The 17,142-nt window shown below is 71.1% G+C and carries 15 protein-coding genes; 8 read left to right on the top strand and 7 right to left on the bottom strand.

Going from position 1 to position 17,142, the window contains the following annotated elements; genetic code table 11:
* Positions 1 to 518: 518 nt before the first annotated feature.
* On the top strand, positions 519 to 968 hold the full coding sequence (locus tag ACWGO0_RS32920) for a PTS sugar transporter subunit IIA (protein ID WP_453543462.1): 450 nt from the start codon (positions 519 to 521) through the stop codon (positions 966 to 968).
* Between the two features lie 75 nt (positions 969 to 1,043).
* Positions 1,044 to 2,714, top strand: coding sequence for a phosphoenolpyruvate--protein phosphotransferase (gene ptsP, locus ACWGO0_RS32925; RefSeq protein ID WP_453543464.1), 1,671 nt, complete (start codon positions 1,044 to 1,046; stop codon positions 2,712 to 2,714).
* A gap of 59 nt (positions 2,715 to 2,773) precedes the next feature.
* Here ptsP and ACWGO0_RS32930 read toward each other — a convergent pair whose 3' ends face one another.
* On the bottom strand, positions 2,774 to 3,673 hold the full coding sequence (locus ACWGO0_RS32930; protein ID WP_453543466.1) for a hypothetical protein: 900 nt from the start codon (positions 3,671 to 3,673) through the stop codon (positions 2,774 to 2,776).
* A 78-nt stretch (positions 3,674 to 3,751) separates the two neighbouring features.
* Positions 3,752 to 5,728, bottom strand: a complete 1,977-nt coding sequence (locus ACWGO0_RS32935) for an acetoacetate--CoA ligase (RefSeq protein WP_453543468.1) — start codon at positions 5,726 to 5,728, stop codon at positions 3,752 to 3,754.
* Between the two features lie 217 nt (positions 5,729 to 5,945).
* On the opposite strand from ACWGO0_RS32935, the gene ACWGO0_RS32940 reads away from it, so the two are divergent.
* Positions 5,946 to 8,297, top strand: a complete 2,352-nt coding sequence (locus ACWGO0_RS32940; protein WP_453543470.1) for a glycoside hydrolase family 31 protein — start codon at positions 5,946 to 5,948, stop codon at positions 8,295 to 8,297.
* 9 nt (positions 8,298 to 8,306) lie between these two features.
* Here the strand turns inward: ACWGO0_RS32940 and ACWGO0_RS32945 are convergent, their stop codons facing one another.
* Positions 8,307 to 8,846: an NUDIX domain-containing protein gene (locus ACWGO0_RS32945; RefSeq protein WP_453543472.1), complete on the bottom strand. Its 540-nt coding sequence runs from the start codon at positions 8,844 to 8,846 to the stop codon at positions 8,307 to 8,309.
* Between the two features lie 60 nt (positions 8,847 to 8,906).
* Between ACWGO0_RS32945 and ACWGO0_RS32950 the strand changes: the two genes are divergently transcribed.
* The 4 genes from ACWGO0_RS32950 to ACWGO0_RS32965 all read left to right on the top strand — a co-directional run bounded on the left by ACWGO0_RS32950 (position 8,907) and on the right by ACWGO0_RS32965 (position 11,910).
* On the top strand, positions 8,907 to 9,713 hold the full coding sequence (locus ACWGO0_RS32950; RefSeq protein WP_453543474.1) for a M15 family metallopeptidase: 807 nt from the start codon (positions 8,907 to 8,909) through the stop codon (positions 9,711 to 9,713).
* Between the two features lie 127 nt (positions 9,714 to 9,840).
* The gene (locus ACWGO0_RS32955) at positions 9,841 to 10,188 is read left to right on the top strand and encodes an Mpo1-like protein (protein ID WP_453543476.1); all 348 of its coding nucleotides are present in this window, start codon (positions 9,841 to 9,843) and stop codon (positions 10,186 to 10,188) included.
* A 49-nt stretch (positions 10,189 to 10,237) separates the two neighbouring features.
* Positions 10,238 to 10,723, top strand: a complete 486-nt coding sequence (locus ACWGO0_RS32960) for a Zn-ribbon domain-containing OB-fold protein (protein ID WP_453543478.1) — start codon at positions 10,238 to 10,240, stop codon at positions 10,721 to 10,723.
* Positions 10,720 to 11,910, top strand: a complete 1,191-nt coding sequence (locus tag ACWGO0_RS32965; RefSeq protein ID WP_453543480.1) for a lipid-transfer protein — start codon at positions 10,720 to 10,722, stop codon at positions 11,908 to 11,910. The genes ACWGO0_RS32960 and ACWGO0_RS32965 overlap by 4 nt, the downstream gene beginning before the upstream one ends.
* An 88-nt stretch (positions 11,911 to 11,998) precedes the next feature.
* On the opposite strand, the gene ACWGO0_RS32970 is transcribed toward ACWGO0_RS32965, so the two are convergent.
* The 4 genes from ACWGO0_RS32970 to ACWGO0_RS32985 are packed head-to-tail and all read right to left on the bottom strand — an operon-like array spanning position 11,999 to position 16,261.
* Positions 11,999 to 12,604 carry a GTP-binding protein gene (locus ACWGO0_RS32970; RefSeq protein WP_453543482.1) on the bottom strand — a complete coding sequence of 202 codons (606 nt, stop codon included), beginning with the start codon at positions 12,602 to 12,604 and terminating at the stop codon, positions 11,999 to 12,001.
* Complete coding sequence (locus ACWGO0_RS32975) at positions 12,585 to 13,022, bottom strand: DUF742 domain-containing protein (protein ID WP_453543484.1); 438 nt, start codon at positions 13,020 to 13,022, stop codon at positions 12,585 to 12,587. The genes ACWGO0_RS32970 and ACWGO0_RS32975 overlap by 20 nt, the downstream gene beginning before the upstream one ends.
* A gap of 9 nt (positions 13,023 to 13,031) precedes the next feature.
* Complete coding sequence (locus tag ACWGO0_RS32980) at positions 13,032 to 13,475, bottom strand: roadblock/LC7 domain-containing protein (protein ID WP_453543486.1); 444 nt, start codon at positions 13,473 to 13,475, stop codon at positions 13,032 to 13,034.
* Complete coding sequence (locus ACWGO0_RS32985; protein WP_453543488.1) at positions 13,472 to 16,261, bottom strand: sensor histidine kinase; 2,790 nt, start codon at positions 16,259 to 16,261, stop codon at positions 13,472 to 13,474. The genes ACWGO0_RS32980 and ACWGO0_RS32985 overlap by 4 nt, the downstream gene beginning before the upstream one ends.
* A 422-nt stretch (positions 16,262 to 16,683) precedes the next feature.
* On the opposite strand from ACWGO0_RS32985, the gene ACWGO0_RS32990 reads away from it, so the two are divergent.
* Positions 16,684 to 17,109 carry a hypothetical protein gene (locus tag ACWGO0_RS32990; RefSeq protein WP_453543490.1) on the top strand — a complete coding sequence of 142 codons (426 nt, stop codon included), beginning with the start codon at positions 16,684 to 16,686 and terminating at the stop codon, positions 17,107 to 17,109.
* Positions 17,110 to 17,142: the final 33 nt, after the last annotated feature.

Raw genomic sequence — 17,142 nt, forward strand, 5'->3', positions numbered from 1 at the left:
CAACATATTTGGCGTTGACTTTTGGCACGCTGTTGAGTTCTCAAGGAACGGACGCTTCCTTCGGTCCCGTTTCACCGGGGCCCTCCGGGCGCTTCTCTTTGTTCTTGCGTTTCCGACTCTATCAGACTCTTTCGTGTCCGATTCCCAGTCGAAGTTGGGATTTGCTTTCCAGGTCTTCGCTTTCGCTTTTCCCTTTCCGGCGAGTCCGACTCTATCAGGCCTTTTCCGTTCCCCTTGACCAGTCCTGCAGGCATGCAGAAGCGGGAGTGAGGGTTAGGATCTGGGCTTAATGGTCGCCGCCGACCCCCGACTCAATGTCGCGTTGGGGTCAGGCAGGAGTACGACAGTACAGGCCGCCGGGAGTCGAGGCAAATCGTTTCTGGTGCACCCCTAGGTCCGCCAATCGGTAGGTCTCGGGCGGAACCGGGACTTCATATGACTTACCCTGCTGAGCAAGTACGCCGTCCCCCATCAGCCAAGGCGGCGACACACCAAGCTCCACCCCTGGGAGGCTCCCCATGACCAACGTGACGTCCCCTGTTGCCGGACGCGCCATCGGACTCGAAGAGGTGCCCGACCCGGTCTTCGCCGGCGCCATGGTCGGTCCCGGAATGGCGATCGACCCCGTGCGCGAGCCGTCGGAGGCCGTGTCCCCGGTCGACGGCATCGTGGTCTCCCTTCACCCGCACGCCTTCGTCGTCGTCGACAGCGAGGGCCATGGAGTGCTGACGCACCTCGGCATCGACACCGTCCAGCTCAACGGCGAGGGCTTCGAGCTTCTCGTCAACAAGGGCGACACCGTCGTCCGCGGACAGGGCATCGTCCGGTGGGACCCCTCCGCCGTGGAGACGGCCGGCAAGTCGGCCATCTGCCCGGTCGTCGCGCTCGAAGCCACCGCCGACTCCCTCTCCGACGTCCGCGTGGACGGCGACGTGAAGATCGGCGACACGCTGTTCGGCTGGCAGTAGCACCTTCGTAGACGTAACAGCCAGTTGGACAACCGCCGCGGTGGCTCAGCCACCGCACAACCGGAGACGGGTGAAATGGAGACAACGCTGCGAGGCGTCGGTGTGAGCCACGGTGTGGCGATCGGCGAGGTCAGGCACATGGGTACGGCGGTTCTCGAACCGCCGGCCAAGCAGATTCCGCCGGAGGAGGCCGAGCGCGAACAGGGGCGTGCTCGCCAGGCTGTGGAGGCTGTTGCCGCCGACCTGATTGCACGCGGCAATCTGGCCGGGGGCGAGGCTCAGCACGTGCTCGAGGCCCAGGCCATGATGGCCCAGGACCCCGAGCTCATCGCCGATGTGGACCGGCGTATCGCCGTCGGCAGCACCGCCGAGCGCGGTATCTACGACGCGTTCGCCGCCTACCGTGCTCTGCTGGCCAACGCCGGTGAGTATCTGGCGGGGCGTGTCGCGGACCTCGACGACGTACGGAACCGGATCGTCGCCCGGCTGCTCGGTGTGCCGATGCCGGGTGTGCCGGACAGCGACGAGCCGTACGTGCTCATCGCGCGGGACCTCGCTCCGGCCGATACCGCTCTGCTCGACCCGACTCTGGTCCTCGGGTTCGTGACCGAGGAGGGCGGGCCCACCAGCCACAGCGCGATTCTCGCGCGGGCGCTCGGTGTGCCCGCGGTCGTGGCGCTGCCCGGTGCCGGTGAACTGGCCGAAGGCACGGTTGTCGCGGTGGACGGCTCCACCGGCGAGATCTTCGTCGAGCCGAGCGACGAGAAGCGCGCGGAGATGGAGAGCGCCGCCGCGGCCCGCAAGGCCGCGCTGTCCGCGTCGACCGGTCCTGGGGCGACGTCGGACGGCCACAAGGTGCCGTTGCTCGCCAACATCGGCGGCCCCGGCGATGTGCCTGCGGCCGTGGAGGCGGGCGCGGAGGGCGTCGGGCTGTTCCGTACGGAGTTCCTGTTCCTGGACGACAGCAAGCAGGCGCCGTCCGAGGAGAAGCAGGTCACGGCGTACCGCGCGGTGCTGGAGGCGTTCCCGGAAGGCCGTGTGGTCGTACGGGTGCTGGACGCGGGTGCGGACAAGCCGCTGGACTTCCTGACCCCGGCCGACGAGCCGAACCCGGCGCTGGGTGTGCGGGGGCTGCGCAGTCTGCTGGAGCACCCCGATGTGCTGCGGACGCAGCTGACGGCGCTGGCGAAGGCGGTCGAGGGGCTGCCCGTCTATCTCGAGGTCATGGCGCCGATGGTCGCCGACCGTGCGGATGCCAAGGCGTTCGCCGATGCGTGCCGCGAGGCGGGGCTGCGGGCGAAGTTCGGCGCGATGGTGGAGATTCCGTCCGCCGCGCTCCGGGCGCGCTCGATCCTTCAGGAGGTGGAGTTCCTGTCGCTGGGTACGAATGACCTGGCGCAGTACACCTTCGCCGCCGACCGTCAGGTGGGGGCCGTGTCCCGGCTCCAGGACCCCTGGCAGCCGGCGCTGCTGGACCTCGTCGCGCTGTCGGCGGATGCTGCCAGGGCCGAGGGCAAGAGCTGCGGTGTCTGTGGTGAGGCGGCCTCGGATCCGCTCCTTGCCTGTGTGCTGACCGGTCTGGGTGTCACCTCTCTGTCGATGGGTGCCGCGTCCATTCCCTATGTACGCGCCACGCTGGCGAAGCACACGCTGGCCCAGTGCGAGCGTGCGGCTGCCGCCGCTCGTGCGGCGGACTCCGCCGAAGAGGCGCGGAACGCCGCGCAAGCGGTGCTGTCGGGCGAGTAGTCCGGCGCGGGTGATCGTGAAGGGGCTTCCCGCCGGTGGCGGGGAGCCCCTTCTGGTTGTCAGCGGTGTGTTTCGGGTTCGTCGGCGCCGATGTCGAATCCGGCGCTGTATTCGACGCCGGATTCCGGGGCGACCGGTTCGCCCGTGTCGGCGTCGGTGCAGTAGGCGCTGAAGACCTCTCCTTCGGTGAGCGGGACGAGGCCGCCGCGGATCAGCCGCCAGCCGTGGACCCGGTCCGGGGTGTCTGCGCGACTCGTGCGGAGCACTACTCCCCCGCGGGTTTCCAGGGCGATGCCCACTGCGAGGACGGTGGCGAACTCGGCTCCTTCCGTGGAGTCGAGCCTGGCCGGGCCGGTGAGGCCGCACTCGGTGTGGAGGACGGCGAGGAGCTGTTCGTTCTCCGTGGGGGTGCTGCACACCATGTGATGGGTGCCGGGCCCCGCTGTCGCCAGGATGCGGGAGAGCAGGTGCGAGGCCCGGTCGAAGGCGGCGCGGCCGATGTCCTGTCCGCAGTCGGCGCAGTCGCCGAGGCCGGCCAGGAGCATCGTGGCGTACTCCCAGGTGGCGCGGCGGACGGCTCGGGTGATGAGGAGCGGCACCAGTGTGTCGATGGGCTGGCCCGTGTAGGCCACGGTGGCGCCGCTCGCCGCGAATTCGGCGGTGAAGCGGGTGCGGCTGGCGCCGCTGTCCGGGTCGAGGTCCGATTCGGCGCAGAACTCCGCGTAGTCCTCGGGGTCGAAGAGGGCGATGGTGGTGTGCATGCCCTGGGCCGCGAGTGTCTTGAGCAGTCCTTCGACCTGTTGGAGATAGACCGTGTGGTCGTCGAAGGGGAAGCTGCGGTAGTGCCGCATCGCCGCGAAGTCCTGGGCGTCGACCAGGAGGCCGATGGTGCTGGGTGCTTCGCGGCGCAGCGTGCGCCGCATGGATGTGCCGTGCCTGTACTGACGGGTGTGCGCCATGTGTCCCCCTGTGCGCTGTCGATCAATGCTCACTCAGCGTAATCAGGGGGACTGACAGTGGCTCCGCCGTGCGGTGGGTCAGCGGCGTGTGCGGGCGAGGTCCACGTAGAAGTGGAGGAGTTCGAGGTTGTCCACGGAGCCCGGATTGACGGCCTTGGCCAGGGGTGTGCCCTGGAGGAGGCGCTTGACCGGAACCTCGATGCGCTTGCCGGTGAGGGTGTGCGGGACGGCGGGGATCTCGATGACCTCGTCGGGTACGTGGCGTGGGGAGAGGTTCTCGCGGATGGTCCGTTTGATGGTGTCGCGGAGCTTGTCGTCGAGGGTCGCGCCGTCCGCGAGGTGGACGAAGAGCGGCATCCAGTAGCCGCCGTCGGGTTCCTCCAGGCCGATCACGAGGGATTCGCGGATCTCGGGGAGCCGTTCGACGGCCTCGTAGATGTCGGCCGAGCCCATGCGTACGCCCTGCCGGTTGAGCGTGGAGTCCGAGCGGCCGTGGATGACGACCGAGCCGTGGTCGGTCATCGTGATCCAGTCCCCGTGGCGCCAGACGCCGGGGTACATGTCGAAGTAGCTGTCGTGGTAGCGGCTGCCGTCGGGGTCGTTCCAGAAGCGGATGGGCATGGAGGGCAGCGGGTTGGTGACGACGAGTTCGCCGACCTCGCCGATGAGCGGCCGGCCCTCGGGGTCCCAGGACTGGAGGTCCGTGCCGAGGCAGGGGGCCTGAAGTTCGCCGATGTGCACGGGGAGCGTCGGGACCGCGCCCGCGAAGCAGCTGCAGACGTCGGTGCCGCCGCTGACCGAGGCGATCCAGAGGTCTTCGGCCACCTCGTCGTGGAGCCAGCGGAAGCCGTCGGGGGGCAGCGGGGAGCCGGTGGTGGCCACGCACTGGATGCGGGAGAGGTCGTAGTCGCGTCCGGGGTGGATTCCGGCCTTGCGGCAGGCCATGACGTACGCGGCCGAGGTGCCGAAGAGGGTCGCTCCGGTCTGTTCGGCGACGCGCCACTGGGCGCCGACGTCGGGATAGCCGGGGCTGCCGTCGTACAGCACGACCGTGGTGCCGGTGAGCAGGCCGGAGACGAGGAAGTTCCACATCATCCAGCCGGTGGAGGTGTACCAGAAGAAGCGGTCGTCGGGGCCGAGGTCGCAGTGCAGGCCGATCTGCTTGAAGTGTTCGAGCAGGATGCCGCCCTGGGACTGGACGATCGCCTTGGGGAGTCCGGTCGTGCCGGAGGAGTACAGCACCCAGAGCGGGTGGTCGAAGGGGACCTGCTCGAATACGGGCTCGGTGTCCGCGGAGGTGAGGGCGGACCATTCGAGGGCGCCTTCGGGTGCGTCAGTGCCGAGCAGTGGGATGTGGACGACGGCGCGCAGGGTGGGGAGTTCACTGCGCAGTTCGGCGACGGTTTCGGTGCGGTCGTGTTCCTTGCCGCCGTAGCGGTAGCCGTCGACGGTGAACAGTACGACGGGTTCGACCTGCTGGAACCGGTCGAGGACGCTGCGGGCGCCGAAGTCGGGGGCGCAGGAGGTCCACACCGCGCCGACGGCCGCGGTGGCGAGGAAGGCGACGACCGCTTGGGGGACGTTGGGGAGGTATCCGCTGACCCGGTCGCCGGGCTTGACACCGAGGGCGCGGAGTTCGGCGGCGAGGGAGCCGACCTGGCGGCGCAGGGCCGACCAGCTGATCGGGACCTGGGTGTGGTTCTCGTCGACGTGGAGCAGGGCGGGGGCGCCGGCTCTGAGGGGGTCCTCGGCGGTGCGCAGGGCGTGCTCGGCGTAGTTGAGGGTGGCGCCGGGAAACCACTGGGCGCCGGGCATGGAGCGCTCGCCGATGACGGTCTCGTACGGGGTGGAGAACCGTACGTCGAACCAGTCGGCGACGGCCTGCCAGAAGGTGTCGAGTTCATCGACCGACCAGCGGTGCAATGCCTCGTACCCGCCCTCGGCCGGTGCTCCGTACCGCTCGGCCGCCCAGCTCTGGAAGCGGGTGACGGCCGCGGCGGCGATGCGGTCGGCGTCGGGCTCCCACAGGGGGGCTTCTTCGGCACGTGCGGTCATGGGTTTCGGCTCCCTGGCTGTACGGGTTACGCGGGTGGGCGTGTCGCGCGCACGGGCTGGGGTGTGCGCGTGAGCGGCTTTTACGGACGATGCCATGTGATCGTCTTTCGCACCAGGGTGGCCCGGCCATGGTTGCGTGTCCCGTTGTGTGGTCCGGCCGGTGAACGGAAGTTGAACGCGGCCCGGTCGTCCGCGGTCGGCTGGCAGGGTGGGCCGCATGGACGGTCGTGACCTGGTGCGCTCGGTGAAGATGGTCGGTTCGGTACAGGGGCTGCGCACGGCGCGCACCGCCTGGCGGCACCGGCGGGCGGATGCGCGGGCGCTGCCGCCGCGCGGGGCGGAGCGGGCGCGGGTGCCCGGCCTGTTGACGGGGGCCGATCCGGGGCCCGGCGGGGGTGTGGTGCGGTTCGCCCGTTCGGAGCTGCGGGTACGCGTCGCGGCGGGCGGCGCGGTGTTCTGGGCCTGGGACGGGGCGGAGCCGTTGCCTTCGTACGCCTTGCCGGGTGCCGAGCCGGAACCGGACCCGCGTGCCGCGCTGGAGCCGGACAAGGACGGCGGCTGGCAGGTGGTCTCGGAGCGGCTCACGGTGGTGGTGTCGCGGCACGGGGCGGTCGAGCTGCGGACGCCCGGTGGGCTGGTGCTCCGCCGGGAGCTGCCGCCGCGCTGGTGGGAGCCGGTGGCGGGGGGCGAGGCGCGGTGGGTGCTGAGGTCGGAGGTGCCGGCCGACGCGCGTTTCTTCGGTCTGGGCGGGCAGTCCCGCGGTCCCCGGCTGCGTGACGGAACGTACCGGCTGTGGAATCCGGGACCGGGCGGGAGTCCGGGTTCCGGTGACGGCCTGTCGTGTCTCGCGATGCCCGTGCAGCTGGTGGTCGCCGACGCGGGGACGCATCTGGTCTTCCACGACAACTCCTGGTCGGGGCGGGTCACCTTGCGTGAGGGTGAGGAGGGTGCGGGTTCCGGGCACGACAGGCCGGGGACCTGTGAGGTGCGGATGGACGGCGGTCCGCTCCGGTGCTGGGTGGTCGCGGGGACGCCCGCCCGGGTGCTGCGGGGCTGGACGGCGCTGACCGGTGCGCCCGCGCTGCCGCCGTCCTGGGCGCTGGGTGCGCAGCATGCCGGTTCGGGGTCCGGGGGTTCGGGGTCCGGGGGTGAGGAGGAGGTGCGGCGGATCGTGGCGGGCTACCGGGAGCGGGAGTTGCCGCTGTCCGTCCTGCACCTGGACGGTGACACCGGCGGCGGCGAGCGGTTTCCCGGTCTGCCCCGGCTGGCGAAGGAGCTTCGTGCGGACGGTGTCCGGCTGGTGTCGGTCGTCGGTGCCGCGGTGGAGGCGGAGCCGGGGAACGCCGTGTTCGACTCCGGTCGGCGGATCGGTACGGGTGGTGCGTACGTGGAGGATGCAGGGGGGCGTTGGGTCCGTGGTGCGGGGCGGCCCGGCGCGCGCGTCTATCCGGATTTCACTGATCCGCTGGTGCGGGAGTGGTGGGGCGCGCTGTACGAGGAGCGGCTGGATCAGGGGTTCTCCGGTGTGTGGCACGACGTGGACGAGCCGGGTTCCTTCCCGGCTGTTGGCGGTGCGGGGCTTCCGCTGTCGGCCCGGCACGCGCTGGAGGGCCGTGGCGGTGATCATCGCGAGGCGCACAACGTCTACGGGCTGGCCATGGCTCGGGCCGGTTACGAGGGTCTGCGCCGGCTGCGGCCGGACGAGCGGCCGTTCCTGGTCTCGCGGTCCGGGTGGACAGGGGTGCAGCGGTACGGGGGTGTGTGGTCCGGTGATGCGGTGACCGGCTGGGCGGGGCTGCGGGTCTCGCTCGCCCGGGTGCTGGGTCTCGGGCTGTGCGGGGTGCCGTACTCGGGGCCCGATGGGGACGGGGTGGAGGGGGCACCGCCGTCGCCCTCGGCGGAGTTGTATCTGCGCCGGCTCCAGCTGGGGGCCTATCTGCCCCTGTTCCGTACCCGCGCGGCCGTGGGTGCGGACGGGCGGGAGCCGTGGGAGTTCGGGCCGGAGGTCCTGGAACACGCGAAGGCCGTACTCGACGGGCGTGAGCGGCTGCATCCGTACTTCGTGACGCTGTCGCAGGTGGCCCGGCTGACGGGCGCCCCGTATGTACGGCCGTTGTGGTGGGGCGCTCCCGGTGACCGGACGCTGCGGGACTGCGAGGACGCCTTTCTGCTGGGCGATGCGCTGCTCGTGGCGCCGGTGCTCGCGTGCGGGGCGGAGCGACGGGCGGTGCGGCTGCCGCGGGGGCGCTGGTACGACACGGTGACCGAGGAGGCGTACGAGGGTCCCGGGCAGGTGCTGGTGGATGCCCCGTTGTCACGGATTCCGGTGCTGGCGCGGGCCGGTGCGGTGATTCCGGTGCGGGGCCCGGACGGCGTTCTCGAACTGGAGGTGTGGGCTCCGCCGGTCGGCCGTACGGGCGGGGGGCTGGTGGTGCGCGATGCGGGCGACGGCTGGGCGCGGGCGGAGGTCGAGCGGTATACGTCGCGGAGGTCGGGCGGGCGTGTGGTGGTCGAGCGGGACGGCGGGGAGGGGGAGGCGGTGCCTGCGGTGCGGGTGCGGGGGCTGTAGGGCCCGCCGTCAGCTGTAGTGGCCGGCGAACCAGGCGTGGGCGGCACGGGTGTGCAGGGGGAAGGCCAGTTCCCTGGCCGCGCGCAGCACTTCGTAACCCTCGGTCTCGTCGGTCGGTACGGAGGGCGGGAGCGTGGCGGCGGGGCGTGGCGGCAGCAGGCCGAAGAGCAGCAGGTGGCCGCCCGGGCTGCTCATCGCGTCGGCCAGTCGGACTTCGTGCTCGTGGGCCTCGATGCCGGTTTCCTCGCGGAGCTCGCGTACCACCGCGTGGCGCCAGTCCTCCGAGTGGTCGATGAAGCCGCCCGGGAGCGCGATTCCGCCCTGCTGGGGTGGGATGGTGCGGGTGATGACGACGAGTCCGCCGCCGCGCGTGTCGGTGACGGGCAGCAGGGCCACGGCGACCGGCAGCGGGTTGCGGTAGGCGGTGGCTCCGCACGCCGTGCAGGTCCGGGGCCAGGAGGCGGCCGTCCCCGTGGAGTACGGCGTACCGCAGCTGCCGCAGTATGTGTTGGGGACGGGCGGTGTGGGCGGATTCGTGGGCGCGGACACGGGCGGACTGTATCCGATCACTCTTTCGCGGGGGCCCAGGAGCTGATAAACGATGTGCCCATGACAGGAATTCGCACTGCCTTCCGCGCTCTGGCGGCCACGGCCGCCACCCTGCTCGCCGTGACAGTCGCCGCCCCGGTGGCCGGGGCCGCACCCGAACCGAAGGCCCCCCGGGAGTTCGTCTCGCTGCGCTCCGTCGATCCGACGATCATTCAGGAGATGCGGTACACCACCGCCCACAACTTCCTGGGCACGCCCGTCGACGGCTACCGGCAGCCGGTCTGCATCCTGACCCGGCCGGCGGCGCGGGCGCTGCACGAGGCGCAGACCCGGCTGCTGCGCCAGGGCTATTCGCTCAAGGTGTACGACTGCTACCGGCCGCAGCGGGCGGTGGACCACTTCGTGCGCTGGGCGAAGGATCTCGACGATCAGGCGATGAAGGGCGAGTTCTATCCGCTGGTCGACAAGACGCGGCTGTTCGAGGACGGTTACATCGCGGAGAAGTCCGGCCACAGCAGGGGCAGCACGGTGGACCTGACTCTGGTGAAACTGCCGGCGCTGCCCACGAGGCCGTATCTGCCGGGCGAGGCGCTGACGCCCTGCTACGCGCCGCAGTCCGAGCGCTTTCCCGACAACTCGGTGGACATGGGCACGGGTTACGACTGCTTCGACACCCTGTCGCACACCGAAGACCCGCGGATCCAGGGAGTCCAGCGCGCCAACCGGCAGTTGCTGAAGCAGACGCTCGTCGGCCTGGGCTTCGTGAATCTGGCCGAGGAGTGGTGGCACTTCACCTTCAAGCCGGAGCTCTTCCCGGACACCTACTTCGACTTCCCGGTGGCCAAGCGCTCCGTCGCGGGGCACTGACGACGCCCGCCACGGCCTCGGGTGAACGGGCGGCCGGGACCACCCCCGTGGGCTCCGGCCGCCCGTTCTCCTCTTCGGACGCGGAAAGGCCGTATCCGGTTGCCGCCCCAGCCATTACGGTGCCCGTATGTCACAGGAGACGTTCGATTCGTACGAGGAATTCTGGCCGTACTACGTGGCGATGCACTCCCGGGCCGCGACCCGCTGGGTGCATCTGACCGGGACGCTGACCGGTCTCACGATCGCCGCCTACGGGCTGGCGCGGGGACGGGCGCGGTACGCGGCGGCGCTGCCGCTCATCGGGTACGGGACGGCCTGGCCGGCGCACTTCTTCATCGAGAAGAACAACCCGGCCTCGTTCGGGCATCCCGCGTGGTCCCTGCGCGGTGACGTGCAGATGATCCGGATGATGCTCGCGGGCCGGGACCGGGAGCTGGCAGATATCGCTGCCAAGTGGCTCGCCGAGAACCGCTGACCGTGGCACACTTCTGACGTTCCGTCAGATTGGTTGTCGGGGAGGGGCTTTGCCGCATACGCGCATACCCGTGGTGGCCGGCTGGTTCACCGAGGACGGCTCCGAGGAGGACTTCCGGCTGCTGGGGACCCGCTGCTCGGGGTGCTCCTCGGTCTACTTCCCCCGCGAGGACGGCTTCTGCCGCAACCCGGGCTGTCCGGGCGGGGAACTGACCGAGGTTCCGCTCTCCAAGCGGGGCACCGTCTGGTCGTTCACCGACGGCCGCTACCGGCCCCCTCCCCCGTACGTCTCCGATCCGGATGTGCCCTGGGAGCTCTGCACCCTGATCGCCGTCGAGCTGGCCGCCGAGCGCATGGTCGTCCTGGGTCAGGCCGCGCCGGGGGTGGGGGTCGCGGATCTGGCGGTCGGGATGACCGTCGAGGCGGTGCCCGGTGTGCTCGCCGATGCCGCCGGGAGCGGGGCCGTGCGGGCGACGTGGAACTGGCGGCCCGTACCGGACCTTGGGTCTGCGGTACCGGGTGGAGGCGCGGTATGACACGTGATGTGGCGGTTATCGGGGCCGGGATGCACCCGTGGGGCAAGTGGGGGCGCAGTTTCGTCCAGTACGGCAGGGTCGCGGCGAAGACGGCGCTCGCCGACGCGGGCCTCGACTGGCGGGACGTGGGGTCGGTCGTCGGCGCGGAGACCGTGCGCGGCGGGTATCCGGGGTACGTGGCGGGGGCGACGTTCGCCCAGGCGCTGGGCTGGCAGGGCGCGCGCGTGACCAGTGTGTACGCGGCCTGCGCCTCCGGTGCCCAGGCCGTCAACGCCGCCCGGGCCCAGATCCTGGCGGGCCTGGCCGATGTGGTGCTCGTGGTGGGAGCGGACGCGGCGCCCAAGGGGTTCTTCGCCCCGGCCGGCGGCGAACGCCCCGACGATCCCGACTGGCTGCGTTTCCGGGTCCTCGGGGCGACGAACCCCGCGTACTTCGCGCTCTACGCCCGCCGCCGGATGGCGCTGTACGGGGACACGACCGACGACTTCGCCCTGGTGAAGGTCAAGAACGCGGCGGCGGGCGCGCTCAATCCCCACGCCCGCTACCGCGCGCCCGTCACTCCCGAGCAGGTCGCCGCGTCCGCCGTGGTGGCCGACCCGCTGCGGCTCCTCGACATCTGTGCCACCTCCGACGGCGCGGCGGCGCTCGTCCTGTCCAGCATGGAGTTCGCCAGGCGGCACGGGGCCGCTGACCCGGTCCGTATCCGCGCGGTCTCGACCGTCACCCCGACCTTCCCGCGCGCCGTGCTCGACCTGCCCGACATCGCGACGGACTCCGCGGTGGCGGTGGAACCGGCCCCGGAGAGTTTCCGCGCCTCGATCGCCCGGGCCGCGTACGAGGAGGCGGGCATCGGCCCGGGGGACCTCTCGCTCGCCGAGGTGTACGACCTGTCCACCGCGCTGGAACTGGAGTGGTACGAGGACATCGGGCTGTGCGCACCCGGGGACGGCGCGAAGCTCGTACGCGAGGGAGTGACCGCGCTCGGCGGAAGCGTTCCGGTCAATCCGAGTGGCGGGCTTGCCTCCTTCGGGGAGGCGGTGCCGGCCCAGGCGATCGCCCAGGTCTGCGAGCTGACGTGGCAGTTGCGCGGGACCGCGGGCGACCGGCAGGTGCCGGGCGCCCGCGTCGGGATCACGGCGAATCAGGGCTTGTTCGGCCACGGTTCGGCCGTCATCGCGGTGCGCTGACACCGGGCGGGCCCTGCGGGGGCCGCCCCCATGACGCGCGGCCCGTACCCCGGTCGGCGGGGGTACGGGCCGCGTTCGGCTGTGCCTGTCAGGTGGTCGCGGGTTCCCGGAGCCTGTCGGCACGGGCCATCGCGTGCTCCACCACCGCGACCAGCACGTCCCGTACGGACGAGCGGTCGCGTGCGTCGCACAGGAGCACCGGGACCTCGGGGTCGAGGTCGAGCGCCGCCTGCACCGTCGCGACGGGGAACCGGTCGGCGCCCTCGAAGCAGTTGACGGCCACGGCGAACGGGATCGCCCGGCGCTCGAAGTAGTCGACCGCCGCGAAGCAGTCCTCCAGCCGTCGTGTGTCCGCGAGGACGACGGCGCCCAGGGCGCCCTGGGACAGCTCGTCCCACAGGAACCAGAAGCGGTCCTGTCCCGGTGTGCCGAACAGATACAGCACCAGGTCCTCGCGCAGGGTGATGCGGCCGAAGTCCATCGCCACCGTGGTGGTGGTCTTCGCCTCTACGCCGTCCAGGTCGTCCACCGGACGGCCCGCTTCGCTCAGCCTCTCTTCCGTGCGCAGCGGTCTGATCTCGCTGACCGCGCCCACCAGGGTCGTCTTGCCCACGCCGAAGCCGCCCGCCACCAGGATTTTCAGGGTAACGGGCTCAACGGGCCGCCTTTTGCGGCTAGAGCGCCCGAAGGCCATTGATCACCTCGCGAAGAATGTTCACGTCCGGCAGCTCGGCCGGCGGAACGGGACGGGTTACGTGCACCAGCTCGTCCTCGACGAGATCGCCGACGAGGACCCGGACCACCCCTACGGGAAGGTCGAGCCCGGCCGCGAGTTCCGCGATCGACTGGGGCATGTCACTGCAGAGTTCGACGATCTCCACGTGTTCCGGGGAGAGCGTTTGGTCCCGGCCTGGATCGTCGGCCGCGGGTTCGGGGACGACGATCGCGATCAGGTCGAGGCGGTGGCGGGACGCGCTGCTGGTACGCCCCCGGGTCATCGCGTACGGGCGGACCACCGGTCCCGCGTCGGCGTCGTACCAACGCGAGGACTGGGGGGCGGTGGAGGCGGCCGGAGGTCCGGAGACGGCGCCCCGGGAGGTGTCAGCGCTCATGCCATCCACTCACCCTCCGGTGGGCAGACCGGTCGTCCGGGGAGCGTTGGCCAGGTGGGCCCCCACGCGCTTGACCATCAGCGTCATCTCGTACGCCACCTGGCCCACGTCGGAGTCCGAGTGGGCCAGTACGGCGAGACAGCTGCCGTCGCCGGCCGCGGTGACGAAGAGGAACGCGTCGTCGAGCTCGACGACGGTCTGGCGCACCCTGCCCGCGTCGAAGTGGCGGCCCACGCCCTTGGCGAGGCTGTGGAAGCCGGAGGCGACCGCCGCCAGGTGCTCGCTGTCCTCGCGGGTCAGATCCTTGGACGTGCCGGTGGCGAGACCGTCGCTGGAGAGCACCAGCGCCTTGTGGATGCTGCCGACGCGCTCGACGAGTTCGTCGAGGAGCCAGTTGAGTGCGCCGGAGCCGTGGCGGCTCGCGTCGGGTGCTGCGGCGTTCGGTGCGGTCATGGACCGTCCCCTCCCGGAGTGGTTCCTGGTGCTGTCTCGCCGCGGCCGGTCGCGTCTTCGGCGTTCTCGCGCCGGCCACGCTGCCAGCCACGCTGTAGCGAAGCCATGCGATTGCGTACTTCGTCCGCGTCGCGTTCGAGGTCGTCGGCCGCGTCCGCGGGAGTATGGGCGGGAGTCCGCTGGGCGGAGTCCTCCCGGAGCTGGTGGGCGAGGCTCGCCTGCCTGACCCGGCGGGGCAGTCCGCCGACGGTCTCCCGTACGGGTTCCGCCGCCGGGGCCTCGGCGGCCGGGCGCGCCGCGGTCGCGGGGGGTGACGGGAACGCGTCGGGGCCGGTGACCGCGGGGTGGGCGCGGCCGTCCTCGTCCACCCGGCGGCCGTGGTCGGTGACCAGGGTGGGGGGCTTGCGGCGGGGCAGGGGGACCGGCCCGGCAGGACGCATCGGGCGGACGTCGGCCTCGCGCCCGCCGGTCTGGTCGGCGGCCTGCTGGTGCTGTTCGCGGTCCGCGTCGCGGCGCAGGTCCCGTGCGCGGAAGATGCCGCCGCGTTCGCTCTCGGTGTCCTCCAGGTCGGAGACGCCGTCGAGTACGGGCGCGAGGGCCGGATCGAGCTCCGGGTCGACCCGGCCGGTCACCTGCGGGAAGCCCAGGGTGTCGAGCGGACCTTCGAGCTCCACGGGTCCGTCGAGTACGGAGGGTCCTACGAGGCCGGTGGGTACCGGAGACAGGACGGCGGGACGGCCGCCCTCCTTCGTACCGCTGCCGGGAACGCCGTCCTGCGGCACACCGTCCTTGCGGGACCCGTCGCCGACGGGCCCGTCGATGCCGGGGCGTCCGTCGCCGATCGCCCGTTCCGCCCTGCGGTCGAGGCGGAATCCGGTGCCGTGCGTGTCCGGGGCGTCCGTCAGCAGCGCGGCCGGGATGAACACGACGGCGGTGGTCCCCCCGTACGGGGACCGCTGGAGGGAGACGCGTACGTTCTGCCGCTGGGCGAGCCGGCTGACCACGAAGAGGCCCAGCCGGTCGGTGTCGGAGAGCTCGAAGTCGGGGGTCTCGGCGAGCCGGAGGTTGGCGTCCAGGAGGACCTCGGGGGCCATACCGAGGCCGCGGTCGTGGATCTCCAGGGTGAACCCGTTGGCCACGCGCTCGCCGTGCACCTGGACCGCGGTGTGCGGGGGCGAGAACACGGTGGCGTTCTCGAGGAGTTCGGCGATCAGATGGGTGAGGTCGGCCACGGCGGGGCCGCCCACACCGATGCGCGGCAGCCGGCGGACCTCGATCCGCTCGTAGTCCTCGACCTCCGCGACCGCCGCCCGCACCACGTCCATCAGCTGGATCGGCTTGCGCCACTGGCGGGACGGGGCGGCTCCGGAGAGGATCACGAGGCCCTCGGCGTGCCGCCGCATGCGGGTGGTGAGGTGGTCGAGGCGGAAGAGGTCGGCCAGTTCGTCGCTGTTCTCGGTGCGGCGCTCCATGGTGTCCAGGAGCGTCAACTGACGGTGCAGGAGGACCTGGTTGCGGCGGGCGAGGTTCACGAAGACCTCGGAGACACCGCGGCGCATGTCGGCCTGTTTGACCGCGGCCTCGACCGCGGCCCGCTGGAGGGTGTTGAGGGCCTGGCCGACCTGGCCGATCTCGTCGCGCTCGTACTGGAGGTGCGGGGCCTCGGTCCCGACGTCCACCTGTTCGCCCGCGGCGAGCCTGCGCATCACGCTCGGCAGCCGCACTCCGGACACCTCGTGGGCATCCTTGCGGAGCCGGGAGAGGTCCCGGACGAGCTCGCGGCCGATGCGTACGGAGACGAAGACCGAGACGAGGAGCGCGAGGAAGCCGAGCACACCGGCGACGCCCGCCTGGATCAGTACCCGGTAGCCGGCCGGTTCGGCGCGGTCCTGGAAGCGGTTGGTCATCTCGGTGGAGTCGTTGGCGAGCCGGTTCAGGACCGGTTCGGTCACTTCCTGCCACCGCTCCGCGTCGACGCTGCCCGGCCTCTTGAAGGGGCCTGCGCCGATGAGCGTCTTCTCCGCGCTGCGCAGGGGTTCGGTGTCGGGGCTCCCCCAGTAGTGCTCCATGCGGCGGCGTTCGGACGCGGGCAGGAGTTCGAGGTTCACCTCGTACAACAGCTCGCGGCTCGCGACCAGGTCGGAGGCGGCGCGCAGCTCTCCGGAGTCGAGCCGGCCCGCGATGAGTCCGGAGGCGATCAACGCGTCCTCGCGGGAGAGCATTTCGCGTGCGCGGGAGACCCCGACGAGAGCCCGGACCTGCTTGTCCATGGAAACGTTCTCCATGGTGTGGAGACCGTTCAGGAAGCGGTAGCAGGGGTCGACGAGCCGGTTGTAGAAGTCCAGGGCCCGGTCGCGGTCGATGGTGCGCCGCTCGACCGACTGCCGCAGGGCGTCCAGGCCGTCGACGGCGCCGAGGATCGAGTCGAGCCTGTCCTCGGCGTCCGGCCGCAGGGCGTCGCGGACGTCCTTCTGCCGCGCGCTCGCCCTGACGTCGGCCACGACCCGGTCGGTGGCGGCGCGTTGGCGGCGCAGGAGGGGCAGGGCGTCGGAGGCCCGGGGGTCGGCGAGGAAGATCAGTGTCTGGCGTCGTTCGCTCTGGACGGCGCGGACCGTGTCCTCCAGAGGGTGACCGACCTTCTCCATGATCGAACCGGCACCCATGAGTTCGCCGGCCTCACGGCCCGTGATGTAGGTGGCGAAGACCCAGAGGCCGGTGAGGGAGACGAGCGGCACCATCAGCAACGCCACGATCTTCCTGCGGATGGACTTCCCGCGAAAGCGCATGGCCTCCCCCAGCTCGGCCCCGCGGTGCGGGGGTGGTTACATCCGTCAACAAACGGCGCGAGCCTACTACTGACACCGAGACAACTCGAAGGCGTGTCCGGACGAATTTCGGCCGCCCTGGCGTGACTTGATCAGGAGTTGTCCTGGTATTCCCGGAGATGAAGTTCGCGAAAGCGACAGCTGAGGCCGTGGGGACTGCCACATTCGCGGGGTGTTCAGTTGGCTGGAATTCTTCGTTCTGTGACCTTCGGGGCTCGATGACCCCCTTCGGCGGGAATCTTCACGGACCGGCATTCGTCCATCTGTACGGGGCAGGGGGCTACATGGGTGCGTACGGCAGGGCGGGCGACTCGGCCCGCGTAGAACGGCCGTAATCAGGGCAGCCACCCTGAAGTCGGACAGCGGTGGGGAGTTGAAGGTTCGTGGACACGGAAGAGCATCGGGGCGAGCGGTCGTCGGAGCGGTCTCAGCTCTGGGTGGAGGAGCCCGCGGTGCGGCGGCGCATGCCCGATCCGGTGCGGACGGCCGCGGTGCGTGCCGTGCTCATCACGTCACTGACCCTCATCCAGGCCATGGTGGCGTTCCTGAGCACCATGGCGGGCTCCTGGCTCGCCTTCCCGATGATGCTCAGCAGTGTGGGCAGCACGGTGGTCGCGACGTGGTCGGTCCTGGATGTGTGGGTCACCCGGCAGGTGTGGAATCAGCGCAACGGTGTGGTGTCCGTGCCGAGCAGCACGGCGCGGAAGATGCGCCGTGAGCGGCGCCGGGCCCGGCGGACCGCCAGGACCGCGGCGCGGCAGGCCACGCGGATACGCCGCCGGGGCACGAGCGGCCTGTCCCGGGCCTGACCGGCCGCCGCCGTGCCCCGGTTATCGGGCTGT

The organism is Streptomyces sp. NPDC055749 (genome assembly GCF_053617235.1).

Coding starts and splice junctions, on each gene's coding strand:
- ACWGO0_RS32920 (WP_453543462.1), top strand. CDS start 519: ATGACCAACGTGACGTCCCCTGTTGCCGGACGCGCCATCGGACTCGAA.
- ACWGO0_RS32975 (WP_453543484.1), bottom strand. CDS start 13,022: ATGAGCGCTGACACCTCCCGGGGCGCCGTCTCCGGACCTCCGGCCGCC.
- ACWGO0_RS32980 (WP_453543486.1), bottom strand. CDS start 13,475: ATGACCGCACCGAACGCCGCAGCACCCGACGCGAGCCGCCACGGCTCC.
- ACWGO0_RS32935 (WP_453543468.1), bottom strand. CDS start 5,728: ATGACCGCACGTGCCGAAGAAGCCCCCCTGTGGGAGCCCGACGCCGAC.
- ptsP (WP_453543464.1), top strand. CDS start 1,044: ATGGAGACAACGCTGCGAGGCGTCGGTGTGAGCCACGGTGTGGCGATC.
- ACWGO0_RS32955 (WP_453543476.1), top strand. CDS start 9,841: ATGTCACAGGAGACGTTCGATTCGTACGAGGAATTCTGGCCGTACTAC.
- ACWGO0_RS32940 (WP_453543470.1), top strand. CDS start 5,946: ATGGACGGTCGTGACCTGGTGCGCTCGGTGAAGATGGTCGGTTCGGTA.
- ACWGO0_RS32930 (WP_453543466.1), bottom strand. CDS start 3,673: ATGGCGCACACCCGTCAGTACAGGCACGGCACATCCATGCGGCGCACG.
- ACWGO0_RS32985 (WP_453543488.1), bottom strand. CDS start 16,261: ATGCGCTTTCGCGGGAAGTCCATCCGCAGGAAGATCGTGGCGTTGCTG.
- ACWGO0_RS32965 (WP_453543480.1), top strand. CDS start 10,720: ATGACACGTGATGTGGCGGTTATCGGGGCCGGGATGCACCCGTGGGGC.
- ACWGO0_RS32970 (WP_453543482.1), bottom strand. CDS start 12,604: ATGGCCTTCGGGCGCTCTAGCCGCAAAAGGCGGCCCGTTGAGCCCGTT.
- ACWGO0_RS32950 (WP_453543474.1), top strand. CDS start 8,907: ATGACAGGAATTCGCACTGCCTTCCGCGCTCTGGCGGCCACGGCCGCC.